Origin of the sequence: Nocardioides sp. (genome assembly GCF_030655615.1) — a bacterium.
In the GTDB taxonomy this organism is placed as follows: Bacteria; Actinomycetota; Actinomycetes; order Propionibacteriales; family Nocardioidaceae; genus Nocardioides.
This window is the reverse complement of record NZ_JAURVJ010000145.1, coordinates 1-24,664: the sequence shown is the minus strand read 5'-3', so window position 1 is coordinate 24,664 and position 24,664 is coordinate 1. Positions and strand designations below refer to the sequence as shown.

Here is a 24,664-nt window from a genome sequence, read left to right as displayed (position 1 = left end):
CGGCGGGCGCGGCCGGAGCCGTGGGGGTCGCGGGGGCCGGCGGCGGCTGGACCGCCTGCGGCGCCAGCGCGCTGGCCATCTGCTGGCCGAGCGCGACCCCGACCCCGAGGCCGACGCCCTCGCCGGCGCCACCGGGGTTGTTGGCGGCGTCGCCGATCGCGGTGGCGGCCTGGAACTTGGCGTACTGGTCGAGGTTGCCGAGCACGCCCATCGACGTGCGCTTGTCGAGGACGGCCTCGACCTCGGGCGGGAGCGAGATGTTCTCGATGACGAAGCGGGGGATCTCGATGCCCATCGGGGCGAGTTGCTCGGTCAGCGTCATCGCGAGCTGGTCGGCGATGCCCTGCTGGTTGGCGGCCAGGTCGAGCATCGGCACGTTGGCCTTGGCGAGCGCCGTGCCGAACTGCGACACGATCGACTGTCGCAGGAACTCCGCGACCTCCTCGGTGCGGAACTGCGGGTCGGTGCCGACGAGCTCGCGGAGCAGCTTGCCGCCGTCGACGATGCGGAGGGCGAACGTGCCGAACGCGCGCAGCCGGACCATGCCGAACTCGGCGTCGCGCAGCGTGACCGGGTTCTGCGTGCCCCACTTGAAGTCGGTGAACTGGCGGGTCGCGACGAAGTAGACCTCGGCCTTAAACGGCGAGTCGAAGCCGTACTTCCAGCCCTTGAGGGTCGAGAGGATGGGCAGGTTCTTGGTCTCGAGCGTGTAGGTGCCGGGTGTGAAGACGTCGGCGATCTGGCCCTCGCTGACGAACACCGCGGTCTGGCCCTCGCGGACGATCAGCTGGGCGCCGTTCTTGATCTCGTTGTCGTGGCGCGGGAAGCGCCAGACGAGCGTGTCGCGACTGTCGTCGAGGAACTCGATGATGTCGATGAACTCGCCGCGGATGCTGTCCATGAATCCCATGGGCCTGGCCTCTCTCAGGGTGGGGGTCGTCCGGAACGTAGCCGACGCAGGGGACGGTACGCCCGATTATTCGGTTCGACACGACCGGGCAGAATGGTCCCACCATGTCCGATGCCCCGTCCCAGCCAGACGAGCGGCGCATCACCTATCCGCCCGACCTGCCCGTCAGCCAGCGCCGCGACGAGATCTCCGCGGCCATCCGCGACCACCAGGTCGTGATCGTGGCCGGCGAGACCGGGTCCGGCAAGACGACCCAGCTGCCCAAGATCTGTCTCGAGCTCGGCCGCGAGCGGATCGGCCACACGCAACCGCGGCGGATCGCGGCCCGCAGCGTCGCGGAGCGGATCGCCGAGGAGCTCGGCTCCGAGCTGGGCGACCTGGTCGGCTACCAGGTCCGGTTCACCGCCAAGACGTCGCGCGCGACCCAGGTCAAGGTGATGACCGACGGCATCCTGCTCGCCGAGCTGCAGCGCGACCGCCAGCTCAAGCGCTACGACACCCTCATCGTCGACGAGGCCCACGAGCGCAGCCTCAACATCGACTTCCTGCTCGGCTACCTCAAGCGGCTGCTGCCCCGCCGGCCCGACCTCAAGCTGATCATCACCTCGGCGACCATCGACGTCGAGCGGTTCTCCCAGCACTTCGCCGTCGACGGCAGGCCGGCCCCGGTGGTCGAGGTGTCCGGTCGCACCTATCCCGTCGAGGTCCGCTACCGCCCCCTGGTCGACGTGCTGGAGGACGACGAGGAGGGGGAGCCGATCACCCGCGACCAGACCGAGGCCGTCGTCGACGCGGTCAAGGAGCTCGGCGGCGAGGGGTCCGGCGACGTGCTGGTGTTCCTCCCGGGCGAGCGCGAGATCCGCGACACCGCCGACGCCCTGTCGAGCGCGCTCGGCGAGCGCGGGCCCGAGATCGTCCCGCTCTATTCACGCCTCTCGGCCGCCGAGCAGCACCGCGTCTTCGCGTCCCACTCCGGACGCCGCGTCGTGCTCGCCACCAACGTCGCCGAGACGTCGCTGACCGTGCCCGGCATCCGTTACGTCGTCGACACCGGGGTCGCGCGCATTTCCCGCTACTCCGTGCGCACCAAGGTGCAGCGGCTGCCGATCGAGCCGATCAGCCAGGCCTCGGCCAACCAGCGCGCCGGTCGTTGCGGCCGTGTCGCGCCCGGCATCGCGATCCGCCTCTACTCCGAGGAGGACTTCGACGCGCGCCCGGAGTTCACCGAGCCCGAGATCCTGCGCACCAACCTGGCCTCGGTCATCCTCCAGATGACGTCGCTCGGGCTGGGCGACGTCGCCCGGTTCCCCTTCGTCGAGCCGCCCGACAAGCGCAACGTCCAGGCCGGCGTACAGCTGCTCGAGGAGCTGGGTGCCGTCACCGCCGCCAACGACCAGCGGCCACCGCCGCGCGACCGCCGCGGGCGACCGCAGGACGGGCCGCGGCTGACCGAGGTCGGCCGGCGGCTGGCGCGGCTGCCGATCGACCCGCGGCTGGCGCGGATGATCCTCGAGGCCGAGCGGCTCGGGTGCGTGCGCGAGGTCATCGTCATCGCGGCCGCGCTCAGCCTGCAGGACCCGCGTGAGCGGCCCGCCGAGCAGCGACCGCAGGCCGACCAGCAGCACGCCCGGTTCAAGGTCGAGGGCTCCGACTTCCTGTCCTGGCTTGCTCTGTGGCGCTACCTGCGCGAGCAGCAGCGCGAGCTGAGCAGCAGCGCGTTCCGGCGGATGTGCAAGCGGGAGTACCTCAACTACCTGCGCGTGCGCGAGTGGCAGGACTTCGAGGCCCAGCTCCGCCAGGTCTGCAAGGAGATGGACATCCAGATCGGCTCGCCGGCCGACAACCCCGACGCAGACGGCATCCACCAGGCCCTGCTGTCCGGCCTTCTCTCCCACATCGGGCTGCTCGAGGAGCGCGAGGAGCAGCGCGGCGGCGGGCGCAAGCCGCTGCGGGAGTACGTCGGAGCCCGCGGCGCGCGCTTCGCGATCTTCCCCGGCAGCGGGCTGCACCGGAGGAACCCGCCGTTCCTGATGGCCGGCGAGCTCGTCGAGACCGGGCGGCTGTGGGCGCGCCAGAACGCCGCGATCAACCCGGAGTGGGCCGAGCGGCTCGGCGAGCACCTGGTCAAGCGCTCCTACTCCGAGCCGCGCTGGTCCAAGAAGCGCGCCGCGGTGGTGGCCCAGGAGCGCGTCACCCTCTACGGCGTCCCGCTCGTCTCCGACCGGCTCGTCAGCTTCGGCAAGGTCGACCCCGAGTACAGCCGCGAGCTGTTCATCCGGCACGCGCTGGTGCAGGGGGAGTGGCACACGCGGCAGCGGTTCTTCACCCGCAACCGCGAGCTGCTCGAGGAGGCGATGGCGCTCGAGCACCGCGCCCGCCGTCGCGACATCGTCGTCGACGAGCAGACGCTCTTCGACTTCTACGACGCCCGGGTCGGCGCCGAGGTCGTGAGCGGCGCCCACTTCGACACGTGGTGGAAGCGCACCCGGGCGCGCAGCCCCGAGCTGCTCACCTTCGACCCCGACATGCTCGTCCACGACACGGCGGCTGCGGTGCAGGAGCAGGACTTCCCGGTCGCCTGGGAGGGCTCCACGATGGGCGGGCGCGAGGGCCTGACCTTCCCGATCAGCTATCACTTCGAGCCGGGCGCGGACGACGACGGCCTCACGATCGACGTCCCCGTCGCGACCCTCAACCAGGTCGGCGACGACGACTTCTCCTGGAACGTCCCCGGGCTGCGCGAGGAGCTCGTCACCGCCCTCATCCGCAGCCTGCCCAAGAACCTGCGCGTCTCGCTGGTGCCCGCTCCCGACAAGGCGCGGGCGTTCCTGCGCGAGACGCCGCCGGGGGAGGAGCCCCTGCTCGACGCGCTCGAGCGCTGGTGCCGCGCCACGACCGGGGTCGTCGTGCCCCGCGGGGCCTGGGACTGGTCGCGCGTCGCCGAGCACCTGCGCCCCACCTACCGCGTGGTCGACGACGCCGGCGCCGAGCAGGCGCGCGGCAAGGACCTCGAGGCGCTCAAGGCGCCGCTGCGGCCCCAGTTCGCCGCCGCCCTCGACCAGGTCGCCAGCGGCAGCGGCCTCGCGGCAACCGGCCAGACCGGTTGGACCTTCGGCGCCCTCGACGCCTCGATCACCGAGCGCCGTGCGGGCCACGAGGTGACGGCCTACCCCGCCCTCGTCGACGAGGGCGCCACGGTCGGGCTGCGGGTGTTCGGCTCGGCCGACGAGGCAGCCGCCCGCCACCGGCTCGGCGTACGCCGCCTGCTCACCCTGGCCGTGCCCGACCCGACCGCGCGGGTGCTCGACTCGCTGACCAACCTCGAGAAGCTCGGGCTGGCGGGCTCGCCCTACGCGACGGTGGCCGAGCTGCTCGCCGACTGCCGCACCGCCGTGCTGGTCGACGCCGTCGACGCCCGGCCCGAGGTGCGCGACGAGGCCGCGTTCGACGCGCTGGTCGCCGAGGCGTCGCGCGACCACGAGGCGGCGGTGCGGGCCACCGTCGGCGACGTGCTCGTCGTCCTCGAGCGCTGGCGGGCGGCCGACAAGTCCCTCGGTGGCCGCGCCCACATGATGCAGCTGCCCGCGCTCACCGACATGAAGGCGCAGCTCGGCCGGCTCGTCGACCGCGGCTTCGTCGGCGCCGCCGGTGCCCGGCGCCTCCGCCGCTACCCGACCTACCTCCGGGCGCTCGAGCAGCGCCGCGAGCGGCTCGAAGGCCCCGGCGTCAACCGCGACCGGCCGCTGATGGACCAGGTGGTCTCGCTCCAGGAGGCCTACGAGCACCGCGTCGCCGCGCTGCCCGACGGCCGCCCGCCCGACGAGCGGCTGCGCCAGGTGCGCTGGATGCTCGAGGAGTACCGCGTCTCGCTGTGGGCCCAGCAGCTCGGCACCGACGGTCCCGTCAGCGACCAGCGGATCCGCAAGGCCCTGGCCTGACGGCGAGGGCCCGTCTCCTACGCTGGAGCGGTGCCCGACGACCAGAGCCCCAGCCGGCCGCACCACCGGCCCGCGCCGTTCCGGGCGAGCTGGTTCGAGGACATCGAGGGCGGCACTGACCCGGCCCTCGTCAGCGAGGCCGCCGACCGGGCGGCCCTCGTGCTCGTGCGCGGCGCCAGCGGCTCCGGTGACGCCGACGTCGCCGAGCGGCTGCTCCACCTCGCCGACACCGAGGGCATCGAGACCATCGCCGAGGTGTGGGCGGGCTCGCCCGCCGACTCCCTCGCCGGGTGCCTCTGGCGGCTCTTCGTCCTGCGGGCGTGGGTGCACCGCGAGCCGGTGCGCGCCGCCGGGGAGTACGACGCCGGCCGCAGCCGGGTCCCCGTCGCCGAGGTCGTCGCCGGCGTCGCCGACCCGCCCGGTCCCGACGAGCTGATGGCCATGGTCGACGAGGTGCTCCGCGGCATCGCCACCAGCGACTTCGCCGACGTCCTCCTCCGCGCCTCGGCCTTCGCCCGCGTCGTCGCCACCGGCCGCGCCGTCCTCGCTGAGCCGAGCGACACCGACGTACGCCGGATGCTCGGCCTGGCCGAGCAGCTCGAGACCTCGGCGCGCCTCGAGCTCGACGGCCGCCTCGCCTGACCACCCTCCCGCAGACCGTCGCACCAACGCGACGGGTCAGCGAGAGGCGGGGGCGAGACGCTGCGGAACAACCGTCCCGGGAGTACGGTTGACCACGTCGAGCACGCCGGACTGCGGCAGCCCCGGGTCCCAACACAAGCCGCCACGAGCGGCCACGCGCCGTGAGGCGCTCCCGGTCCGGCGTGCCCGACATCAGCCCGAAGTGCCTGGGTAGGGTGGCGCCGCAGCCCACGACCCGGAGGAACCAGATGAGACGACGCTCGAGCCGACGGCTCGCGATCGTCCCGGTCCTGGCCCTCCTCGCCGCGTTCGCGACCGCCTGCCAGGACGAGGCCGAGCCCGAGCCGGCGCCGACCGGCGGCGACGTCGAGCTGAGCTTCGGCGTGTTCGGCAACGACGCCGTCGTGGCGGCCTACCAGTCCATGGTCGACAGCTACAACGCCACGGCCCAGAGCGTCCAGGTCGACCTCGTGTCGTGGCCCTCGAGCGACGCGATGACCACCGACCTGGTCAACGGCGTGGAGAAGCCCGACGTCTACCTCGTCGCGCGGCGCGACCTGGCCGGCGTCATCGAGGGCGAGCGCAACGTGCCGCTCTTCGACCTGCTCGCCGAGCGCAACATCAGCTATGGCGACGACTACGCACTGCCGGCGATCGAGGCGTTCTCGGCCGACGACGACCTGCAGTGCATGCCGTCGACGGTCTCGCCGATGGTCATCTACTACAACACCGACCTCGTCGACTTCGACGCGATGCGCGAGCAGGGCCTCGCCGCGCCGTCCGACGAGCTCGAGGGCTGGACGTTCGACGAGTTCAGCGCCGCCGCCGAGTTCGCGAGCCGCCGCGGCGACGACCGCGGGGTGTCGATCTCGCCCACGCTGGCCAGCCTGGCGCCGTTCCTGCTCTCCGGCGGGGGCGCGCTCTACGACGACGGCGGCAACCCGACGTCGGTGGCGTTCAGCAGCAGCGACAACCTCGACACGCTCGACACCGTCCTGCCGCTGCTGCGCGACACGCAGTACACGCTGAGCGAGGAGCAGCTCGCCGAGGCCACCCCGCTGGAGTGGTTCGAGCGCGGGCAGGTCGGCATGATCGAAGGGTTCCGCGACCTGGTCCCCGAGCTGCGCGAGGTCGACGGACTCGACTTCGACGTGATGCCGATGCCCGAGGTCGGCGGCCCCGCCACCGTCGGCGAGGTCAGCGGGCTCTGCATCGCCCCGGGCGACCACGTGCAGCAGGCCGCGGACTTCCTCGTCCACGTCATCTCCGACGAGTCGGTGGAGGCCCTGGCCGAGACCGGCGAGGTCGTGCCGGCCAACCTCACCGTCGCCCGTTCCGATGCGTTCCTGCAGCCCGGGCAGCAGCCCGAGCACGCCGGCGTCTTCAACGCCAGCGTCGACAACCTGGTCCTGCTGCCGCTCGTCGACGACGTGCCCGCCCTCAACCAGGCGGTCGAGCCGCTGCTGACCGACCTGCTGCTCACGCCGGGCGTCATCAACGTCGCCGACCTCGCCGGCGAGATCGACGAGGCGTCGCGGTCGGTGCTCGACCCCGACTACACCCCGTCGCCGTCGGAGTCGGACTCCCCGACCTCCTGAGGGTCGGTCTCGTCCGCGTCCGGGTCGTCGTCGTCGGCCAGGGCAGCGGCAGCTCGTGCCGCCGCCTTCTCGGCCGCCTTGGCCGCCACCTGCTCGTCGGCCTGGAGCACCGCGGTGACGATGACCGGTGCCGTCAGCGCGACCTGCCACGGTCGCGCGCCCATCGACGTCAGCTGGTCGACGGTCCGGTCGAGCAGGTCGCCGGGGTCGCGGGTCGCGGGCGGCGACCACAGGGTGCGGCGCAGCGTGTCGGGCGTCAGCAGGTTCTCGACCGGGAGGTTCTGCTGCTCGGCGAGAGCCATGACGGCCTCGCGCGCGAGCTGGAGGCGTACGGCGGCCACGGGGTCCTTCTCGGCCCAGGCCCGCGGGGGCGGGGGGCCGTCGCCGCGCGGCGAGCGGGTCGGCAGGTCGTCCTCCTCGAGGGCGGCGACCTCCTCGAGCGCCTCGACCCAGCGGGCGCCGTAGCGGTCGGCCCCGCGCCCGTGGAAGCCCTTGACCTCCTGGAGCGCGGCGCGGTCGGTCGGCATCGCGACCGCGGCGGCGACGATGGCGGAGTCGGGGATGATCCGGCCGGGGGTGACGTCGCGTCGCGCCGCCAGCTCGTCGCGGGTCTCCCAGAGCGCCTTGACCGCGCCGAGGGCGCGGCGGCCGCGGACCCGGTGGAGCCCGGAGGTGCGACGCCAGGCGTCGGTGCGCGGGGTCGGCTGGAAGGAGCGCAGGGCGTCGAACTCCTGGCGCGCCCACTCGGCCTTGCCGGTCTCCTCGAGCTCGGCGGCCAGCCGGTCGCGCAGCTCGACGAGCACCTCGACGTCGAGGGCGGCGTACTCGAGCCAGGCGTGGGGCAGCGGCCGCGTCGACCAGTCGGCCGCGGAGTGCTCCTTCTTCATCCGGAAGCCCAGCAGCGTCTCGACCAGCGTCGCCAGCCCGACCCGCGGGTAGCCGAGGAGCCGTCCCGCGAGCTCGGTGTCGAAGAGCGCCGTGGGGTAGAGGCCGATCTCGTTGAGGCAGGGCAGGTCCTGGGTGGCCGCGTGCAGGATCCACTCGGTGCCCTCGAGGACCTCGGCCAGGGGGGCCAGCGACTCGAACGCGATCGGGTCGATGAGCGCCGTGTGGCTGCCGTTGCGGCGCAGCTGGATCAGGTAGGCGCGTCCGGAGTAGCGGTAGCCGGAGGCCCGCTCGGCGTCGATGGCGACCGGACCGGTGCCGGCGGCGAGGTCGGCGCAGACCTCGGCGAGCGCGGCCTCGGTCTCGACGACCGGGGGTACGCCGTCGGCGAGGGTCAGCAGGTCGGCGAGGGGCTCGACGACCTCGGGCTCGGCCGCCTCGGGCTCGACGGCCTCGGTCGCCTCTGGCTCGACGGGCTCGGTCGCGGGGTCCTGCTGGTCCGGGTGGGAGGTCATCGGCCGGGGGTGCCCCGCTGCCCCCGTCGGCTCGGCAGCACGGCGACCCCGTCGGGCACGGGCTCGAGCCCGGAGGCGGTGCAGAGCAGCTCGCCCCACGCCTCGACGTGGGGCGTGATGTCGAGGCCGGTCGGTCCGACGACCGGTGTCCACGAGGCGCGGACCTCGACCTGGGCGGTGCCGCCGTCCTCGGCCATCCCGCCGAACGACTCGGTCGCGACGCGGGTGACGGTGCCGGAGGCGTTGGTGTGCTCGGCGTCGTGGGCGTCCAGGGCGTCGACCAGCCAGGACCAACCGACGTGGGCCATCAGCGGGTCGGTGACCAGCTCGAGCTCGACCTCGCAGCGGACGTAGGCGACGCAGCGGAACAGCCCGTCCCACGCGTCGTTGCCGTCGGGGTCGTGGAGCAGGATGATCCGGCCGGTGCCCACGTCGACGCCGTCGACGGTCACGTCGGCCGAGAGCGCCGAGGCGTAGGGCGCGATGCGCTGGGGGGCCGGCATCTCCTCGCAGAAGACCTCCGGACGCAGCACGGCAGCACGCATCGCAGCGACCGCGGCGCGGAACTCCGCGGGCGCGGCGCTCGACTGCTGGCGCACGACCATGCCGCCAGACTAGGCCGGGGTGGGGTATCCGATATCGGGACACGCGGGCGCGACTGGCACGCTTGCTGGGTGGCACCCCTTCCCGACGCTCATCCCGGCCTCGCACAGAGCGCCTTCCTCCAGGCCGCGCGCGGCGAGCCCGTGCCCCACACGCCCGTGTGGTTCATGCGCCAGGCCGGCCGTTCGCTGCCGGAGTACCTCAAGCTCCGCGAGGGCGTCGGCATGCTCGAGTCGTGCATGCGGCCCGAGCTGGTCGTCGAGATCACGCTGCAGCCGGTGCGCCGCTACGGCGTCGACGCGGCCATCTTCTTCTCCGACATCGTGCTGCCGCTCAAGGCCGTCGGGGTCGACCTCGACATCAAGCCGGGCGTCGGTCCGGTCGTCGCCTCGCCGGTGCGGACGCTGGCCGACGTGGAGGCGATCCCGGACCTCACGCCCGACCACGTGCCGTTCATCTCCGAGGCCGTCGCCGGCCTGGTCGCCGAGCTGGGCGCGACGCCGCTGATCGGGTTCGCCGGGGCGCCGTTCACCGTGGCGTCCTACCTGGTCGAGGGCGGTCCGTCCAAGGAGCACGCCAAGACCAAGGCGATGATGTTCGGCGCGCCCGACGTGTGGGACGCGCTGATGCGCAAGATCGCCGGCATCGCCGCGGCCTACCTCGAGGTCCAGGTCGCCGCGGGCGCCTCGGCGGTGCAGCTCTTCGACTCGTGGGCCGGCGCGCTCACCCCCGACGACTACCGGGCCTCGGTCATGCCGCACTCGACCCGCGTGCTCGAGCGCGCCGCGGCGCTCGGCGTCCCGCGCATCCACTTCGGCGTCGGCACCACCAACCTCCTGGGCCTCATGGGCGAGGCCGGCGCCGACGTCGTCGGCGTCGACTGGCGTACGCCGCTGGCCTCCGCGATCCCGCTGGTCGGCGACCGCGCGGTGCAGGGCAACCTCGACCCCACGCTCGTCTTCGCGCCCACCGAGGTGATGACGGCCCGGGCCGCCGAGGTGATCGAGGCCGGCCGTGCCGCCCGCGGCCACGTCTTCAACCTCGGGCACGGCGTCATCCCGTCCACCCCGCCCGACCAGCTGAAGCGCCTGACCGAGTTCGTGCAGGGCTACCCGGTCGACGCGGCGGGCTGACGTGGTCGACCAGGTCGCCACGCAGCCCCGGTTCGCGTGCGACGCCGGCGTCGTCGTCGGCTGGCACGACCAGGGCGTCGTCCGTGCGACCGGCATCCGCTACGCCCGGGCCGAGCGCTACGCCGCCCCCGTGGCCGAGCCGCCCGCCCCCGACGTCATCGAGGCGACGTCGTGGTCGCCCGGGTGCCCGCAGGCCGGCTCGGCGCTGCTCGAGCGGATGTTCCCGCTCGGGTTCGGCGACGTACCGGAGGACGAGGACTGCCAGCGCCTCTCGGTGACCGTGCCCCACGACGTGGGGCCCGACGAGCGGCTCGCGGTCATGGTGTTCCTCCACGGCGGCTCCTACGTCAACGGCGCGGGCGACGCGCCGATCCACGACCCGGCGGTCCTGGTCCGCGACGAGCGCGTCGTCGTCGTCTCGGTGACCTACCGTCTCGGCCTCTTCGGCTACCTCGGGTCACCCGACGGGCGGCCGGCCAACCTCGGGCTGCTCGACCAGGTCGAGGCGCTGCGCTGGGTGCAGCGCAACATCGCCGGCTTCGGCGGCGACCCCGATAACGTGACGGCCTTCGGCGAGTCCGCCGGCGCCGACGCGGTGCTCCACCTGATGGTGGCCGACGGGGCGGCGGGCCTGTTCCACCGCGCGATCGTCCAGAGCGCCCCGCTCGGCATCACCCGCGGCCGCGAGGCGATGTCGGAGGCGATGGCCGAGGAGGCCGGCTCGATCCCGGCCGACGCGCCGGCCAGCGAGGTCGTCACCCACTACGAGCGCATCAACCGGCGCGCCCGCTCGTTCGGGCTCATCTCGGGGATGCCGTTCGGCCTGCAGTACGGCCACGCCCCGCTGCCCCGCGAGGACGAGCTCGAGGCCGCGTGGACGGCCGCCGCGCCCGGCGTCGAGCTGCTCATCGGCACCAACAGCCGCGAGAGCAGCTTCTTCGTCTCCGAGGTGCCGCCGCTGGCCCGGCTCGCCGAGGTGCCCCTCGTCGGTCGCCGGCTCGTGGAGGCCGTCATCAGGGTGACGACCTGGCGCATCTACACCCGCGACACCCGACGCTTCCTGGTCCGTCACCGCACGGCGGGCGGTCGTGCGACGCGCTACACGATCTCGTGGGGCGCGCCCGGCACCGGCCTGGCCGGCGCCCACACCATCGACCTGGCACTGCTCTTCCCGCACCGCGTCGTCTGGGAGCGCTCGCCCGTCACCGCCGGCCTGTCCGGCGACGAGGTCGAGGCGGCCGGACGGCCGGTACGCCGGGTCTGGGCCGAGTTCGCCCGGTCCGGCCGGGTGCTCGACGAGGGCTGTCCCTACCTCACCATCCACGGCTGACCCGGGCCGCGCCTCACGCCGACACCGGCGCGGGTGCGTCCGCGGTGGGGACCGGGGTGCGGGGCTCGCGTCGGCGCAGGAACGCTCGCAGCGGGAGGCCGACGACCAACGCGAGCACGCCGAAGGGCAGCAGCGCGCCGATCGTGGTGAGCAGGCCGGTGGTGACCGTCTCGAAGGCGTCCCAGCCGTTGTCGAGGCCGGCGAAGAACCCGGAGTCGTCCTCCTTCGCCTCCCTCTTCTCGGTGGCGGTCTTCTTCGCCGCGGGGCGCTCGAGCGAGATCGTGATCGTCGAGAGCGACGTCTGGTCGGCGAGGAACGTCTGTCGCTTCTGCAGCGAGCCGAGGTCGGCCTCGCGGCGGGCGAGCTCCTGCTCGATGTTGACGACGTCGCGGATGCTGGCGGCCCGCTCGAGGAGCAGGCTGATCCGCTGGATGCTGCGCTTCTGCAGCTCCACCCGCACGTCGGTGTCGATGACCTGGGTGCTGACGTCGCTCGTCGTCGAGCTGCTGTCGATCAGGTCGACGCCCTCCTCCTCGGCGCCGAGGGTCTTGAGCCCGTCGAGCGCCGTCTCGAACTGGCCGACCGGGACCCGGACGGTGAGCAGCGCGGTCTCGGGCTCGCCGTCGTCGTCGGCCTGGGTGTTCTCCTCGGCGACCTCGCCGTTGGTCTGCTGCAGGACCTTCTTGACCTCGAACAGCGTGTCCTTGACGTCCGTCGACCGCAGCGCGACGTTGCCGGTCTTGATCAGCGAGCGCGGCCCGGGATCGGGCTCCGGGGCGTTGTCGGCGGGCGGAGCGGCCGCGCCGGTGCCGGCGCCCGAGCGGGTGCTGTCGGCGTTCGTCTCGAACGCCAGCTCGTCGGCTGCCTCGGCCGGGGCGTCGGCCGCCACCTCCCGGTCGAGGGACTCGCCGGCGGCCGCCGCGCCGTCGGGAGCCGACGCGGCGGCCATGTCGTCGGCGGCGGAGGAACCACCGGCGTCGTCGCTCTCACCCGCGGAGCAGGCGGCCACGCCGAGGCCGAGGAGGGCGGTGGACGCTGCGGCCGCGACGAGGCGGCGGGCACGAGTGGTCATGCAGCACAGACGTGCCGGACCGCCGCCCCGTTCCACGACCGCGCTCGGTGGTCCAGACCGGTCACCCCGCGTGGAGCACCTCGACGTCGATGACCCAGGTGATGCCGAACGGGTCGGTCACCATCCCGTAGAGCGGCGACCAGGCCGAGGGCGCGAGCGGCTCGACCACGGTGGCGCCCTCGGCCAGCCGCTCCCAGCAGGCCGTGACCTCGGTCGCGTCGGTGCCGCGGACCGAGACGTAGAACGGGTCCTCGCCCGGGCTCCACGACCGACCGGCGGGCACGTCGAAGGCCATGACGCGGAAGCCGGCGTCGTTGGCGACCTGGCCCCAGAGGACGAGGTCGGCCTCGGCGGGGTCGTCGGCCCGGCCGGCGTCGGCGTACGTCGCGATCACCAGGTGGCCGCCGAACACGGCCTGGTAGTGCTCGAGCGCCTGGCGGGCCTGGCCGCGGAAGTTGAGGTGGGGGGTGACGGTGACGGTCATGTGGGGTCCTTCGGTCAAGGGTGCCGGGTCGGCTGGTGCCGGCCGCGAGACCCACTCTGGCGGAGGTAGCGGTCAGTTCCTGTCCGGTACTTCTGGCAACCTGGACCCATGCCCGGACCTTCCGCACGGCTCCTCACGCTGCTGTCGCTGCTGCAGGCGCGCCGTGACTGGCCCGGCCAGCTGCTCGCCGACCGGCTCGAGATCAGCGAGCGCACCGTGCGCCGCGACGTCGACCGGCTGCGCGAGCTCGGCTACCCCATCCACGCGACCAAGGGCCCCGACGGCGGCTACCGGCTGGAGGCCGGGAGTGAGCTCCCGCCGCTGCTCTTCGACGACGAGCAGGCCGTGGCGCTCGCGGTGGCGCTGCGGGTGGCGACCGCCTCCGGGGCCGGCATCGGCGAGGCCGCCGCACGGGCCCTGGCGACGGTGCGCCAGGTGATGCCGGCCCGGCTGCGCCACCGCATCGACACCCTCGAGGTCTCGGCGGTTCGTCCCACCTCGCGGGGACCCGAGTCGCGGCCGACCCGGGCGTGCTGCTGGCGCTGGCGGGTGCGGTCCGGGCGCGGGAGGTGGTGCGCTTCGACCTCGGCGACGCGACCGGCCAGGCGACCGGCCAGGCGACCGACGAGGCGACCGACGCGGCGACCGACGAGGTGCGGGCGCCGCGTCGGGCCGAGCCCCACCACGTGGTCACCCGCGCCGGCCGCTGGTACCTCGTCGGCTGGGACCTCGACCGCGCCGACTGGCGCACCTATCGCGTCGACCGGATCTCCCTGCGCACCCCGCACGGCCCCCGGTTCGCGCCGCGCGGGCTCCCGGGCGGCGTCGACGTCTCCACGTTCGTCTCGGCGCGCTTCAAGGGCTCGACCGGCGCCGACGAGTGGCCCTGCCGGGGCGAGGTGGTGCTGCACCTGCCGGTCCGCGACGTGGCGCCCTACGCAGGCGACGCGGTCGTCGAGGAGCTCGGCCCCGACCGCTGTCGGCTGGTGGCCGGGTCGTGGTCCTGGGCCGGCCTGGTCGCCTCGATCGGTCGCTACGACGCCGAGCTCGAGGTCGTCGGGCCACCCGAGCTGCGGGCCGAGCTCGCCCGGGTCGCCGAGCGCTACGCGCGTGCCGCCGGGTCCTAGGCGTGCTTGGCGGCAGTCTTCCTCGTCGTGGCGAGCCGCACCCGCACGACGTTGGCGGACTGGCTGACCTCGACCTTGGGCTGGGCGCGCACCAGGTCCACGAGCTTCTTCGACCCGTAGTTGCGCGGGTCGAACGACGCGTGCCGCTTCTGGATGTGCGTGGCCACCGCACTCAGGTGGGCCCAGCCGTCGTCGCCGCTGGTGCTGTCGATCGCCGACTGCAGGATCGGCCCCAGGGCGGGCAGCTCGGTGACCTCGGCGCCGGGCTCGTCGGGCAGCGTCTCCGTCGGAGTGCCGGTGATCACCTCGAGGAAGACGAACCGGTCGCACGCCGCGATCAGCGCCGGGGGAGTGGTCCGCCGGCCGAGACCGACGACGAGCTTGCCGGCCTCACGCAGCCGCGTCGCGAGGCGGGTGAAGTCGCTGTCGCTCGACACCAGGGCGAAGGCGTCGAGGTTGCCGCCGTAGAGGAGGTCCATCGCGTCGATGATGAGTGCGGAGTCGGTCGAGTTCTTGCCGCGGGTGTTGGCGAACTGCTGCATCGGCTGGATGGCGTGGGCGAGCAGCGCGTCCTTCCAGCCGACGAGGTGCTGCGTCGTCCAGTCGCCGTAGGCGCGCTTGACGGTCGGGACGCCGTAGGTCGCGAGCTCCTCGAGGATGGCGCCGGCGTGGGCCCCCGAGGTGTTGTCGGCGTCGATGAGGACGCCGAGGCGTACGTCGGGACGCAGGGCCGGTTCCGGCGTGGAGGTCACCGACCCACCCTAGGGCGCCGCCGGACCTGGGACGGGCCGGAACCGGGCGTCAGGCGTGACCGGCGGGCGGCCCGTCGATCGACTTGTCGTCGGGCACGACCGCCTCGGCCTGCTCGGCCTCGTCGATCTCGACGCCCTCGGTCGGGTTGCCGTCGGCGGTGCCGGGGGCGGTCGGCTCCGAGGTCAGGTCGGCGGTGGAGTTCTGCGGGTCGAACTGGTCCTCGGTCATGCCGCCAACCTAGGGCGTCCCGTCACGCGGTCGCGCCCTCCGGGCGGGTGGTCAGGAGGCGCGCGAGCCGGCGTACTCCCGGGCCCGGGCGAGCAGCGCCGTGCGCAGCGCCCGCACCTGCAGCGGCGCCGGGGGACCGGCCGAGGCGCGCTGGCGCAGCACGAGCGTGACGACGGTCTGGTCGCCGGCGATCGGGCGGGTGGTGATCAGCCCGGCGCGCTCCAGCGGGTCGCCGATGACGCTGTAGTCGGGGAGGAGCGTCAGGCCCAGGCCCTCGGCGACGAGGGTCTTGCCCATCTCGGCGCCGTCGGTGCTGTGGCAGGTCGTCGGCATCTGCGCGCCGAAGATGCGGTGGGCGAAGCGGTGCATCAGGTAGCCGGCGCGCATCGCGATGAACCGCTCGGCGCGCAGGTCCTCGGCCGTGATCAGCTGCTGCGCGGTGAGGGGGTGGTCGGCGGGCAGCACGACCACGGGCCGGCCGTGGAGCAGGTCGGTGCCGACGAGGTCGACCGGCGGGTCGTCGCCGCCCAGGACGTTGACGAGGCCGAGGTCGAGCGACCCCTCGAGCAGGCCCTGCTCGATCTCGGCCTGCTGCATGGTGAGCAGCTCGAGGTTGGTCTCGGGGTGCAGGGCCTGGAGCTGGGTCACGGCCGGCACGAGGAGGGTGGTCGTCGCGGCGTTGACGGTGCCGACCCGCACCTGGCGGGCCTCGGCGCCGCGGTCGCCGGCGGCGACCTTGAGCCGGTCGACGGCTTCGAGGACCTCGACCATGTGCTGCAGCAGCTCGCGGCCCTCGCGGGAGATCCGGGCGCCCGACCGGCGGCGGTCGAGGAGCATGACGCCGAGCTCGCGCTCGAGCTTGCTCACCGCCTCGCTGAGGGCCGGCTGCGAGATGTGGAGGCGCTCGCTGGCGCGGCGCAGGGAGCCGTGCTGGGTGACGGCGGCGATGTACTCGAGCTGCTCGATGCGCATCGTCGGGCTCCCTGGTCGGCCGGACGATACTTGAGTAATCCGGTAGAGAAAGCGGAGTCTACGACACCGACCGGCCGTCGGGGCTTCGTCGGCCGAACTGCGGCCGGACCAGCGCGCCTGTGCAACTCGGTGGTTGCACCACGTGCGAGAACATGCAATTGTGGGATTGCACATGACCGACCACCGACGAGGAGACCAGCCATGACCGACCAGCTCCAGGACGACGTCCAGCTCGACCGGATCGAGCGCAGCATCGACATCGACGCCCCCGCCGACAAGGTCTGGGAGCTGCTCGAGCACCCCGGCTGGTGGATCAACGAAGGCGTCGTCGACCTCGCCGCCGAGGTGCGCACCGACGGAGACCGGCACGTCGTCGTCCACGAGAAGTGGGGCGAGTTCCGCCTCGAGACCGTGCTCAGCGACCGCCCCCGCGCCCTCAGCTATCGCTGGCTCGACAACGCCTCGACCGGCGGCACGCTGGTGGAGTTCACGATCGAGGAGCGCGAGGGCGGCGTCACCCTGCGTGTCGTCGAGTCCGGGTTCGAGACCCTCGACAAGAGCCGCGAGGACGTCGCGCACCACGTCGCCGAGAACTCCGACGGCTGGACCAAGGAGCTCGCCGCGGCCCGCGACCACGTCGTCTCCTCCGGCTCGGGGTCGGCCGGGTGACGACCACCCTCGCGCCCGTGTTCGCCGCGCTGGGTGACGACACCCGCTGGGCGGTCCTGGCGCGACTCGGCGAGGGGCCGGCCTCGGCCTCGGCGCTGGCCCGCGAGCTGCCGGTGAGCCGGCAGGCGATCGTCAAGCACCTCGAGGTGCTGGTCGCCGCCGGCCTCGTCGAGTCCGAGCGGCGCGGGCGTGAGGTCGTGCACCGGGCGCTGGGCGGCCGGCTCAGCGACGTGGCGCGCGAGCTCGACCGGATCGGCCGCACCTGGGACGCCCGGCTGGCGCGCATCAAGGCGCTCGCCGAGGAGTGAGAAGGAGCGGTCCCAGGCGGGGTGACGAGCGGGGTGACAGGCGGGGTGACAGGCAGTGCCTGTCACCCCGTCGTCATCTCCGTACGCCGGGTGGACGCCCCTGCCTTGCATCCGCCGTCTAAGACGATAATGTCACTACACATAAGCCGCCATCAGCGGACGAGCACGGAGGAGAGCAGACATGACCAGCACGCCCGTCACCGAGCCGCTGAAGTTCGCCTACTGGGTGCCCAACGTCAGCGGCGGCCTGGTCGTCAGCAAGATCGAGCAGCGCACCGACTGGGGCCTCGACTACAACATCGAGCTGGCCCGTCTCGCCGAGGACAACGGCTTCGACTACGCCCTGTCCCAGGTCCGCTACATGGCCGGCTACGGCGCGGCCTACCAGCACGAGTCGACCTCGATCAGCCTGGCCATCGCCCTGGCCACCCAGCGGCTCAAGGTCATCGCCGCCGTCCACCCCGGCCTCTGGCAGCCCGGAGTCCTGGCCAAGCTGGTCGCCAGCTCCGACCAGTACACCAAGGGCCGGTTCTGCGTGAACGTTGTCTGCGGCTGGTTCAAGGACGTGTTCACCAAGATGGGCGAGCCGTGGATGGAGCACTGCGAGCGCTACCGCCGCTCCGAGGAGTTCATCCGCTACCTGCGCGAGATCTGGACCTCCGACCACGCCGAGCTCAGCGGTGACTTCTACCGGCTGCACGACTTCGACCTCAAGCCCAAGCCCTACGAGGTCCCCGGCCGTCCGCACCCCGAGATCTTCATGGGCGGCAACTCCTCCGACGCCCGCGGCATGGGCGGTCGGGTCACCGACTGGTACTTCATGAACGGCAACTCGCCCGAGGGCATCGCCGAGCAGATCCACGACGTGAGCGACGTCGCCGCGGTCCACGGCCGCTCGGGGCACGTGCGGTTCGGCGTCAACGGCTTCCTCATCGGCCGCGAGACCCAGGCCGAGGCCCACGCCGTGCTCGACGAGATCGTCGAGAAGGCCGACGTCGAGGCCGTCGAGGGCTTCGGCAGCGCGGTCAAGCAGGCCGGGCAGTCCACGGGGGACAAGAAGGGCATGTGGCAGGACTCGGACTTCAAGGACCTCGTGCAGTACAACGACGGCTTCCGCACCGGCCTGGTCGGCACGCCCGAGCAGATCGCGCACCGGATGCTCGACTACAAGCGCGAGGGCGTCGACTTGTTCCTGCTCGGCTTCCTGCACTTCCAGGAGGACGTGCAGTACTTCGGCCGCGAGGTGCTCCCGATCGTCCGCGAGCTCGAGGCCGCCGAGCTGGCCCGTGCCTGACCCTGGCCGGCTCTGACACCCTGTCAGCACTCGGACCGCGCTCCCCCTGGAAGAGAGACGATGACCAAGCTCACGTTCCACTGGTTCCTGCCCACCAACGGCGGCGACGGCCGCCAGGTCGTCGGCGGCGGCCACGGCGTCGAGGCCGGTGCCGCCGGCCGACCGGCGTCGGTGCCCTACCTCGGCCAGATCGCGCGCAGCGCCGAGCAGCTCGGCTTCGAGGCGGCCCTGACGCCCACCGGCGCCTGGTGCGAGGACGCCTGGATCTCGACCGCGATGCTCAGCCAGGTCTCGGAGCGGCTGAAGTTCCTGGTCGCGTTCCGGCCCGGCCTGACCGCGCCCTTCCTCTCGGCCCAGATGGCCGGCAGCTTCCAGAACCTCACCGGAGGCCGGCTGCTTCTCAACGTCGTCACCGGCGGCGAGAGCCACGAGCAGCGGATGTTCGGCGACTTCCTCGACAAGGACGGCCGCTACGAACGCTGTGGCGAGTTCCTCGAGATCGTCCGGCGTCTGTGGACCGGCGAGACGGTCGACTTCGACGGCAAGCACTACCAGGTCGAGGACGCCGTCCTGGCCCAGATCCCCGACCCGCTGCCCGAGATCTACTTCGGCGGCTCCTCGCCGGCCGCCGGGACCGTCGCGGCCAAGCACGCCGACGTCTACCTGACCTGGGGGGAGCCGCCGGCCGCCGTGCAGGACAAGGTCGACTGGATCAAGAAGCTGGCCGCCGACGAAGGCCGCGAGCTGCGCTTCGGCATCCGCCTCCACACGATCGCGCGCGACACGTCCGAGGAGGCGTGGGCCGAGGCCGACCGCCTGCTCGCCCACATCTCCCCCGAGGAGATCGAGCGCGTCCAGTCGGGCCTGCGCAGGAGCGAGTCCGAGGGCCAGCGACGGATGCTCGAGCTCAACGCGGGCAGCAAGGACGGCCTGGAGATCCACCCCCACCTGTGGGCCGGCGTCGGCCTCGTCCGCGGTGGGGCCGGCACCGCCATGGTCGGCAGCCACTCCGAGATCGCCGACCTGGTCGAGCAGTACGCCGCCGTGGGCATCCAGGAGTTCGTGCTCTCCGGCTACCCCCACCTCGAGGAGTCCTACCGCTTCGGCGAGGGAGTCCTCCCCGAGCTCGCCCGCCGCGGGCTCTGGGACCACCCCGCCCCGCCCACCGTCCGCGCCGCAGCCGTGCCCTTCGGCGGCGCCGGGAAGACCGTGGCATGAACCGCCCCGCACCCCGCGTCGCCGTCGTCGTCGGCAACCCCAAGCCCGCCTCGCGCACCCTCGAGGCGGCCACCTACCTCGCCCGCGAGCTGAGCGGCGCCGAGCCCGACCTCGTCGTCGACCTCGCCACCGTGGGCGCCGGCCTGCTCGACCAGCGCGACGAAGCGGTGGGCGGGCTCGTCCAGCAGGTGGCCGCGGCCGACCTGGTCGTCGTCGCGTGCCCGACCTACAAGGCGACCTACACGGGGTTGCTCAAGCTGTTCCTCGACCGCTTCGCTCCCGACTACGGGAGCGGGCTGAGCGGCATCGCGGTCCCGCTGATGCTCGGCGGTGGCCCCGCCCACGCGCTGGCCCCCGAGCTCACCCTGCGGCCGGTGCTGACCGAGATCGGTGCGATCGTCCCGGTGCGCGGGCTCTACGTGCTCGACTCCGCCCACGACGACCCTGCGGCCTACGCCGACTGGTTGGCCACCGCCCGACCGGTCGTCTCCACCCTCCTCGCCGCCCGGACCGGAGCCCCCGCATGACGGCCCTCCGCATGACGACCAACCAGGACCTCGACCCCGAGCAGCTGCGCGAGGCCTTCGGGGTCTTCCCGAGCGGCGTCGTCGCCGTGGCCGCCGAGGTCGAGGGCCGGTCCACCGGACTGGCCGCCTCGTCGTTCACCTCGGTCAGCCTCGACCCGCCACTGGTGTCCTTCTCGATCGCCAACTCGTCCAAGACCTGGCCCGACCTACGGCGCGCCAACCACCTCGGCGTGACGATCCTGGCCGACAGCCACGTCGACCTCTGCCGCCAGCTCGCCGGGCCCGTCGAGCACCGCTTCGACGACGTCCCCCACACCGTCAGCGACGACGGTGCGGTCACGCTCGACGAGGGGCTGGCCCGCTTCGACTGCTCGATCTACCGTGAGGTCGAGGCCGGTGACCACACGATCGTGCTGCTCCTGCTGCACGCCGTCGACGCCGGCGCGGCCGCCGCCGACGCGGCCTCGCCGCTCGTCTTCCACCGCAGCGGCTTCGGGAGCATGGCCGGCTGATCCCGGCGTGACCCACCCGGCCCGCCGCCGGGGTGCCGTCTGGCAGCCTGGAGGCATGCGGGTCGTCGTCGTGGGAGCCGGGGTCGCCGGCCTCACCGCCGCCCGCGACCTGTCCGCCGCCGGGGCCGACGTCGTCGTCCTCGAGGCGACCGACCGGGTCGGCGGCAAGATCCGGCGGGCGTCGGTCGGCGGGGTCGTCGTCGACGTCGGCGCCGAGGCGATGGTCAACCGGCGCCCGGAGGGTGTCGGCCTCGCCCGCGAGCTGGGCCTCGACGTCGTCCACCCGGCCGTGGCGTCGTCGCGCATCTGGACCCGCGACGCGCTCCGACCGCTGCCGCGCACGCTCCTCGGGGCCCCCATCGACCTCGACGGCCTCGCGGCTTCGGGCATCCTCTCGCCCGAGGGCCTCGACCGCGCCCGACACCCCGTGTCGCTCGACCAGGCGTCCGAGGCGGACCTGTCGGTGGGTGACCTCGTGGCCGGCCGGTGGGGCGACGAGGTCGTCGACCGGCTGGTCGAGCCCCTGCTCGGAGGCGTCTACGCCGGCCACGCGCGCTCGATCTCGACCCTGGCGGCCATCCCGCAGCTGATGCGCTTCCGCAGCGGGCCCGTCGTGACGCCCGCCGACCCCGGAACGCCCGTCTTCGCCGGCGTCGCGGGCGGGATGGGCGCCCTCGCCGGGCGGCTCGCCGACGGGCTCGACGTACGCACCGGCACGACCGTGCGCGAGCTGCGCCGGGTCGAGGGCAGGTTCGAGGTCGCAGGGGAGCGGGCCGACGCGGTCGTGGTCGCCGTCCCCGCCGCTCCGGCCGCCCGCCTGCTGGCCGGGCTCGCGCCGGACGCCGCGGCCGAGCTCGCCGGCTACGACTACGCGTCGACGGCCCTGGTGACCTTCGCCTTCGCGGCCGACGACCTGCCCGACGCGGTCCGTGAGGCGTCGGGCTTCCTGGTGCCGCCGGTCGACGGCCGCGCGATCAAGGCGGCGACCTTCACCTCGACCAAGTGGGGCCGCGACCCCGGCGCCGACGGCGCGGTGCTGCTGCGCGTCTCCCTCGGCCGGGCCGGCGAGCAGCACACCCTGCAGCGCACCGACACCGAGCTCGCCGCGGTCGCGCTCGCCGACCTCCGCGCCGCCGTCGGACCGGTCGGCGAGCCGATCGACACGCACGTGCAGCGCTGGGGCGGTGGCCTGCCGCAGTACCCCGTCGGCCACCTCGACCGGGTGGCCCGGATCCGCGCGGACGTCGCCCGGGTGCCCGGCCTCGCCGTCTGCGGGGCGGCCTACGACGGCGTCGGGGTGGCCGCGTGCATCGCGTCGGCCCGGGCCGCGGTGGCCGTGGTGCTGCGCGGCATGATGGAGGCATGAGCGACGAGACCAAGACCAACGCCGCCCGGCTGCGCGAGATCAACGACGCCATCCGCTACACGATGTGGTCGGTGTTCCGGCTCGAGACCCCGCTCGGCGACGGGCCCGACGGCGCCGACCGTGAGGCCGAGGGCGCCGAGGTCGAGAAGCTCTACGCCGAGCTCGCCGAGGGCGGCGTCGTCGTCCGCGGCACCTACGACGTCAGCGGCCTGCGCGCCGACGCCGACGTGATGGTCTGGTGGCACGCCGCCGACTCCGAGTCGCTGCAGGCGGCCTACCACCGCTTCCGTCGTACGGCGTTCGGCCGGCGGCTCGCCCCCGTCTGGTCACAGATGGCGCTGCACCGCCCGGCCGAGTTCAACAAGAGCCACGTCCCGGCGTTCCTCGACGACGAGGCGCCCAAGGGCCACGTCTGCGTCTATCCGTTCGTGCGGTCCTACGAGTGGTACCTGCTGCCCGACGACGAGCGGCGCGACATGCTCAAGGAGCACGGCATGCAGGCGCGCCCCTACCCCGACGTGCGGGCCAACACCGTCTCGTCGTTCGGCCTGGGCGACTACGAGTGGATCCTCGCGTTCGAGGCCGACGACCTCCACCGGATCGTCGACCTCATGCGCGACCTGCGCGCCAGCCGGGCCCGGCGCCACGTGCGCGAGGAGATCCCGTTCTACACCGGCGCGCTGACGCCGGTCGCCACGCTGGTCGACCGCCTGCCGTAGGGAACCCGCGACCCGTCGGAGGCGTCGTACGCCCATGAGGACCTTCGTCGCCGCCACCGCCGCCGTCATGCTCCTGAGCCTCACCGGGTGCGGGGGCGACGACGGACCCCAGCAGGCTGACGACCCGGCCGGCAGCAGCCAGGCGCCCCCGGGCGCCGTGCCCGCGGCACCCGGCGCGGTGCGGTCCCAGCTCGTCACCGTCATGGACACCGGCACCGGCCCCGAGCTGTGCCTCGGCCCGGTCGCGGAGTCCTACCCACCCCAGTGCGGGGGACCCGCGGTCACCGGCTGGGACTGGGAGGAGCAGGCGCGGTACGCCGAGCGCCAGGGCGACACCCGGTGGGGGTCCTTCGCCGTCACCGGGACGTGGGACGGCGAGACGTTCGCCGTCACCGAGGCGGTCCCGGCGGCGCTCTACGACCCACGGCCCGGCCCGCCGGTCGAGCTGCCGACGCCGTCGCGCGACCACACCCGGGCCGAGCTCGAGGCGATCGCCAACGACCTCACCGACACGCTGCCCGGCGTGCAGGGGGCCTACGCCGACGAGGCCGGGCACGTGCTCGTCGACGTGACCTACGACGACGGGTCGATCCAGGACCACGTCGACGCGACCTACGGCGGCGGCGTCGTGGTGGTGACGAGCGCGCTCACCGACGCCTGAGACCGGACGGATCGAGTGGTCAGTCGAGACGGGCGAAGCTGAAGTCGTCGCCGCACTCGTCGCCGCACTCGAGGGTGCCCCACGGGGTGGGGGCCTCGAAGCTCGCTCCCGTCGAGAGCAGCACGGCGAAGGTGCGGTCGGGCTGGAGCCAGACGACGTCGTCGTCGCGGTCGCCGTCGACGTCGCTGAGGACGTAGACGTCGTAGGTGTTCTGGACGGCGGCGCCGAGGTCCTTGGCCCAGCGCCCGCGCCCACCGATCGTGCCGTCGGCGACCTCCAGCACGTTGACGGAGCGTCCGGCGCCGCCGAACAGCACCACCTCGTCGGCCCCGTCGCCGTCGACGTCGCCGGGGACCGGCGTGCCGAGGGCGAGTCCGCCCGCGTCGAGCGGGTAGACCTCGCCGGGCTCGAACGCGGTCCCGTCGGACGTCAGCACGGTCCAGGCCTCGCCACCGGCCTCGCGGTTGGTGGTGACCAGGACGTCGCTGGAGCCGTCACCGTCGAAGTCGCCGGTGACGAACTCGGCGGCGGTCCAGTCGTCGGTGCCGGCGTACCACTGCTCGAGCTCGCCGAACGCCTGGTCGCCTGCCCGGGCGACCCACAGACCGGTGCGGCCCTCGCTGTCGGCGGTGAGGACGAGGTCGGCGCGGCCGTCGCCGTCGGCGTCGGTGACGAACGGGAAGCTCGTGATGCCGAACGTCGTGCCCGGCAGGTCGAAGTCGGCGGTCCAGGACTCGCTGCCGTCGCCGGGCTGGACGACGAGGTGGGCCGTCTCCTCGATCCCCGACGCCTCGACGGTGACCTGGTCGAGCAGGCCGTCGGCGTCGACGTCGGCCAGGTGGACGTCGCCGTCGTCGGTGCGCGGCACGGACTCGACCGCGCCCAGCGACTGACCGTTGGAGGGAAAGGTCAAGGTGGCGACCGGGCGCCTGCTGTCGGCGCGGACCTGGGTCATCAGCACGTCGCCGAAGCCGTCGTCGTCGACGTCACCGGCCACCGGCTCGGCGACCGGAGCGGGGGGACCGCTGCTGTCGGAGACCTCGGCCGGCCCGGGCTCGTCGTCGTCGTCACCTCCGCCGACGAGGAGCGCTGCCGCCCCGCCCCCGGCGAGCACGACGACGGCGGCCACGGCGATCGCGATCCCTCGTCGGCTGCGCGGGGTCGTGGACGACGCCGCTGCCGCGGCGCGGGCCCGGGTGG

At 73.5% G+C, this 24,664-nt stretch carries 25 protein-coding genes and 1 pseudogene; 16 read left to right on the top strand and 10 right to left on the bottom strand.

What is annotated here, in order from left to right:
- A partial coding sequence (locus Q7T52_RS12275) for an SPFH domain-containing protein (RefSeq protein ID WP_304802864.1) occupies window positions 1-910 on the bottom strand: 910 nt, incomplete at its 3' end.
- A gap of 104 nt (window positions 911-1,014) precedes the next feature.
- Here Q7T52_RS12275 and hrpA point away from each other — a divergent pair.
- The 3 genes from hrpA (at window position 1,015) to Q7T52_RS12260 (ending at window position 7,088) form a co-directional block, all read left to right on the top strand.
- On the top strand, window positions 1,015-4,848 hold the full coding sequence (gene hrpA, locus Q7T52_RS12270; protein ID WP_304802862.1) for an ATP-dependent RNA helicase HrpA: 3,834 nt from the start codon (window positions 1,015-1,017) through the stop codon (window positions 4,846-4,848).
- Window positions 4,849-4,878: 30 nt separating this feature from the next.
- The gene (locus Q7T52_RS12265) at window positions 4,879-5,490 is read left to right on the top strand and encodes a hypothetical protein (RefSeq protein WP_304802860.1); all 612 of its coding nucleotides are present in this window, start codon (window positions 4,879-4,881) and stop codon (window positions 5,488-5,490) included.
- A 248-nt stretch (window positions 5,491-5,738) separates the two neighbouring features.
- Window positions 5,739-7,088: an ABC transporter substrate-binding protein gene (locus tag Q7T52_RS12260; protein WP_304802858.1), complete on the top strand. Its 1,350-nt coding sequence runs from the start codon at window positions 5,739-5,741 to the stop codon at window positions 7,086-7,088.
- On the opposite strand, the gene Q7T52_RS12255 is transcribed toward Q7T52_RS12260, so the two are convergent.
- Complete coding sequence (locus tag Q7T52_RS12255; RefSeq protein WP_304802856.1) at window positions 7,046-8,488, bottom strand: ribonuclease D; 1,443 nt, start codon at window positions 8,486-8,488, stop codon at window positions 7,046-7,048. The two genes, Q7T52_RS12260 and Q7T52_RS12255, sit on opposite strands and share 43 nt — an antisense overlap.
- A complete protein-coding gene (locus Q7T52_RS12250; RefSeq protein ID WP_304802854.1) occupies window positions 8,485-9,093 on the bottom strand; it encodes a DUF3000 domain-containing protein in 609 nt (202 codons plus the stop codon). Before Q7T52_RS12250 ends, Q7T52_RS12255 begins: the two co-directional genes overlap by 4 nt.
- Window positions 9,094-9,162: 69 nt before the next feature.
- On the opposite strand from Q7T52_RS12250, the gene hemE reads away from it, so the two are divergent.
- Window positions 9,163-10,224, top strand: a complete 1,062-nt coding sequence (hemE, locus tag Q7T52_RS12245; protein WP_304802852.1) for a uroporphyrinogen decarboxylase — start codon at window positions 9,163-9,165, stop codon at window positions 10,222-10,224.
- Between the two features lies 1 nt (window position 10,225).
- Window positions 10,226-11,554: a carboxylesterase family protein gene (locus tag Q7T52_RS12240; protein WP_304802851.1), complete on the top strand. Its 1,329-nt coding sequence runs from the start codon at window positions 10,226-10,228 to the stop codon at window positions 11,552-11,554.
- Window positions 11,555-11,567: 13 nt separating this feature from the next.
- Here the strand turns inward: Q7T52_RS12240 and Q7T52_RS12235 are convergent, their stop codons facing one another.
- Both Q7T52_RS12235 and Q7T52_RS12230 read right to left on the bottom strand, forming a co-directional pair.
- The gene (locus Q7T52_RS12235) at window positions 11,568-12,626 is read right to left on the bottom strand and encodes a DUF4349 domain-containing protein (protein ID WP_304802849.1); all 1,059 of its coding nucleotides are present in this window, start codon (window positions 12,624-12,626) and stop codon (window positions 11,568-11,570) included.
- A 61-nt stretch (window positions 12,627-12,687) separates the two neighbouring features.
- The gene (locus tag Q7T52_RS12230; protein ID WP_304802847.1) at window positions 12,688-13,110 is read right to left on the bottom strand and encodes a VOC family protein; all 423 of its coding nucleotides are present in this window, start codon (window positions 13,108-13,110) and stop codon (window positions 12,688-12,690) included.
- A 108-nt stretch (window positions 13,111-13,218) separates the two neighbouring features.
- Between Q7T52_RS12230 and Q7T52_RS12225 the strand changes: the two are divergent.
- Window positions 13,219-13,344: pseudogene (locus Q7T52_RS12225) on the top strand (helix-turn-helix domain-containing protein); the annotation flags it as partial.
- A 53-nt stretch (window positions 13,345-13,397) separates the two neighbouring features.
- Here Q7T52_RS12225 and Q7T52_RS12220 read toward each other — a convergent pair.
- On the bottom strand, window positions 13,398-13,574 hold the full coding sequence (locus Q7T52_RS12220) for a hypothetical protein (RefSeq protein ID WP_304802845.1): 177 nt from the start codon (window positions 13,572-13,574) through the stop codon (window positions 13,398-13,400).
- A 66-nt stretch (window positions 13,575-13,640) separates the two neighbouring features.
- Between Q7T52_RS12220 and Q7T52_RS12215 the strand changes: the two genes are divergently transcribed.
- Window positions 13,641-14,237: a YafY family protein gene (locus Q7T52_RS12215; RefSeq protein WP_304802843.1), complete on the top strand. Its 597-nt coding sequence runs from the start codon at window positions 13,641-13,643 to the stop codon at window positions 14,235-14,237.
- On the opposite strand, the gene Q7T52_RS12210 is transcribed toward Q7T52_RS12215, so the two are convergent.
- The 3 genes from Q7T52_RS12210 to Q7T52_RS12200 are packed head-to-tail and all read right to left on the bottom strand — an operon-like array spanning window position 14,234 to window position 16,190.
- On the bottom strand, window positions 14,234-14,989 hold the full coding sequence (locus Q7T52_RS12210; protein ID WP_304802841.1) for an NYN domain-containing protein: 756 nt from the start codon (window positions 14,987-14,989) through the stop codon (window positions 14,234-14,236). The genes Q7T52_RS12215 and Q7T52_RS12210 overlap by 4 nt on opposite strands.
- 49 nt (window positions 14,990-15,038) lie before the next feature.
- On the bottom strand, window positions 15,039-15,218 hold the full coding sequence (locus Q7T52_RS12205; protein WP_304802840.1) for a hypothetical protein: 180 nt from the start codon (window positions 15,216-15,218) through the stop codon (window positions 15,039-15,041).
- Window positions 15,219-15,269: 51 nt separating this feature from the next.
- Complete coding sequence (locus Q7T52_RS12200) at window positions 15,270-16,190, bottom strand: LysR family transcriptional regulator (protein ID WP_304802838.1); 921 nt, start codon at window positions 16,188-16,190, stop codon at window positions 15,270-15,272.
- 201 nt (window positions 16,191-16,391) lie between these two features.
- On the opposite strand from Q7T52_RS12200, the gene Q7T52_RS12195 reads away from it, so the two are divergent.
- The 9 genes from Q7T52_RS12195 to Q7T52_RS12155 all read left to right on the top strand — a co-directional run bounded on the left by Q7T52_RS12195 (window position 16,392) and on the right by Q7T52_RS12155 (window position 23,464).
- The gene (locus Q7T52_RS12195; RefSeq protein WP_304802836.1) at window positions 16,392-16,859 is read left to right on the top strand and encodes an SRPBCC family protein; all 468 of its coding nucleotides are present in this window, start codon (window positions 16,392-16,394) and stop codon (window positions 16,857-16,859) included.
- Window positions 16,856-17,167, top strand: coding sequence for a metalloregulator ArsR/SmtB family transcription factor (locus tag Q7T52_RS12190; protein WP_304802834.1), 312 nt, complete (start codon window positions 16,856-16,858; stop codon window positions 17,165-17,167). The genes Q7T52_RS12195 and Q7T52_RS12190 overlap by 4 nt, the downstream gene beginning before the upstream one ends.
- Before the next feature lie 181 nt (window positions 17,168-17,348).
- The gene (sfnG, locus tag Q7T52_RS12185; protein WP_304802832.1) at window positions 17,349-18,461 is read left to right on the top strand and encodes a dimethylsulfone monooxygenase SfnG; all 1,113 of its coding nucleotides are present in this window, start codon (window positions 17,349-17,351) and stop codon (window positions 18,459-18,461) included.
- A 60-nt stretch (window positions 18,462-18,521) separates the two neighbouring features.
- Window positions 18,522-19,679 (top strand): LLM class flavin-dependent oxidoreductase, encoded by a 1,158-nt coding sequence (locus Q7T52_RS12180; RefSeq protein WP_304802830.1) that lies wholly within the window; start codon window positions 18,522-18,524, stop codon window positions 19,677-19,679.
- Window positions 19,676-20,206 (top strand): NAD(P)H-dependent oxidoreductase, encoded by a 531-nt coding sequence (locus tag Q7T52_RS12175; RefSeq protein ID WP_304802828.1) that lies wholly within the window; start codon window positions 19,676-19,678, stop codon window positions 20,204-20,206. Before Q7T52_RS12180 ends, Q7T52_RS12175 begins: the two co-directional genes overlap by 4 nt.
- Complete coding sequence (locus Q7T52_RS12170) at window positions 20,203-20,718, top strand: flavin reductase family protein (RefSeq protein ID WP_304802826.1); 516 nt, start codon at window positions 20,203-20,205, stop codon at window positions 20,716-20,718. Before Q7T52_RS12175 ends, Q7T52_RS12170 begins: the two co-directional genes overlap by 4 nt.
- Window positions 20,719-20,773: 55 nt before the next feature.
- Window positions 20,774-22,084 (top strand): NAD(P)/FAD-dependent oxidoreductase, encoded by a 1,311-nt coding sequence (locus tag Q7T52_RS12165; protein ID WP_304802824.1) that lies wholly within the window; start codon window positions 20,774-20,776, stop codon window positions 22,082-22,084.
- Entirely contained in the window at window positions 22,081-22,803 is a 723-nt protein-coding gene (hemQ, locus tag Q7T52_RS12160) for a hydrogen peroxide-dependent heme synthase (protein ID WP_304802822.1), read from the top strand. Before Q7T52_RS12165 ends, hemQ begins: the two co-directional genes overlap by 4 nt.
- Before the next feature lie 34 nt (window positions 22,804-22,837).
- The gene (locus tag Q7T52_RS12155; RefSeq protein WP_304802820.1) at window positions 22,838-23,464 is read left to right on the top strand and encodes a hypothetical protein; all 627 of its coding nucleotides are present in this window, start codon (window positions 22,838-22,840) and stop codon (window positions 23,462-23,464) included.
- 19 nt (window positions 23,465-23,483) lie between these two features.
- On the opposite strand, the gene Q7T52_RS12150 is transcribed toward Q7T52_RS12155, so the two are convergent.
- Window positions 23,484-24,664 (bottom strand): VCBS repeat-containing protein (locus Q7T52_RS12150; RefSeq protein WP_304802818.1); only part of this gene is annotated, 1,181 nt, incomplete at its 5' end.

Coding starts and splice junctions, on each gene's coding strand:
- hrpA (WP_304802862.1), top strand. CDS start 1,015: ATGTCCGATGCCCCGTCCCAGCCAGACGAGCGGCGCATCACCTATCCG.
- Q7T52_RS12260 (WP_304802858.1), top strand. CDS start 5,739: ATGAGACGACGCTCGAGCCGACGGCTCGCGATCGTCCCGGTCCTGGCC.
- Q7T52_RS12255 (WP_304802856.1), bottom strand. CDS start 8,488: ATGACCTCCCACCCGGACCAGCAGGACCCCGCGACCGAGCCCGTCGAG.
- Q7T52_RS12250 (WP_304802854.1), bottom strand. CDS start 9,093: ATGGTCGTGCGCCAGCAGTCGAGCGCCGCGCCCGCGGAGTTCCGCGCC.
- Q7T52_RS12235 (WP_304802849.1), bottom strand. CDS start 12,626: ATGACCACTCGTGCCCGCCGCCTCGTCGCGGCCGCAGCGTCCACCGCC.
- Q7T52_RS12230 (WP_304802847.1), bottom strand. CDS start 13,110: ATGACCGTCACCGTCACCCCCCACCTCAACTTCCGCGGCCAGGCCCGC.
- Q7T52_RS12220 (WP_304802845.1), bottom strand. CDS start 13,574: ATGCGGTGGCGCAGCCGGGCCGGCATCACCTGGCGCACCGTCGCCAGG.
- Q7T52_RS12205 (WP_304802840.1), bottom strand. CDS start 15,218: ATGACCGAGGACCAGTTCGACCCGCAGAACTCCACCGCCGACCTGACC.
- Q7T52_RS12200 (WP_304802838.1), bottom strand. CDS start 16,190: ATGCGCATCGAGCAGCTCGAGTACATCGCCGCCGTCACCCAGCACGGC.
- Q7T52_RS12195 (WP_304802836.1), top strand. CDS start 16,392: ATGACCGACCAGCTCCAGGACGACGTCCAGCTCGACCGGATCGAGCGC.
- sfnG (WP_304802832.1), top strand. CDS start 17,349: ATGACCAGCACGCCCGTCACCGAGCCGCTGAAGTTCGCCTACTGGGTG.
- Q7T52_RS12180 (WP_304802830.1), top strand. CDS start 18,522: ATGACCAAGCTCACGTTCCACTGGTTCCTGCCCACCAACGGCGGCGAC.
- Q7T52_RS12175 (WP_304802828.1), top strand. CDS start 19,676: ATGAACCGCCCCGCACCCCGCGTCGCCGTCGTCGTCGGCAACCCCAAG.
- Q7T52_RS12170 (WP_304802826.1), top strand. CDS start 20,203: ATGACGGCCCTCCGCATGACGACCAACCAGGACCTCGACCCCGAGCAG.
- Q7T52_RS12165 (WP_304802824.1), top strand. CDS start 20,774: ATGCGGGTCGTCGTCGTGGGAGCCGGGGTCGCCGGCCTCACCGCCGCC.
- hemQ (WP_304802822.1), top strand. CDS start 22,081: ATGAGCGACGAGACCAAGACCAACGCCGCCCGGCTGCGCGAGATCAAC.
- Q7T52_RS12155 (WP_304802820.1), top strand. CDS start 22,838: ATGAGGACCTTCGTCGCCGCCACCGCCGCCGTCATGCTCCTGAGCCTC.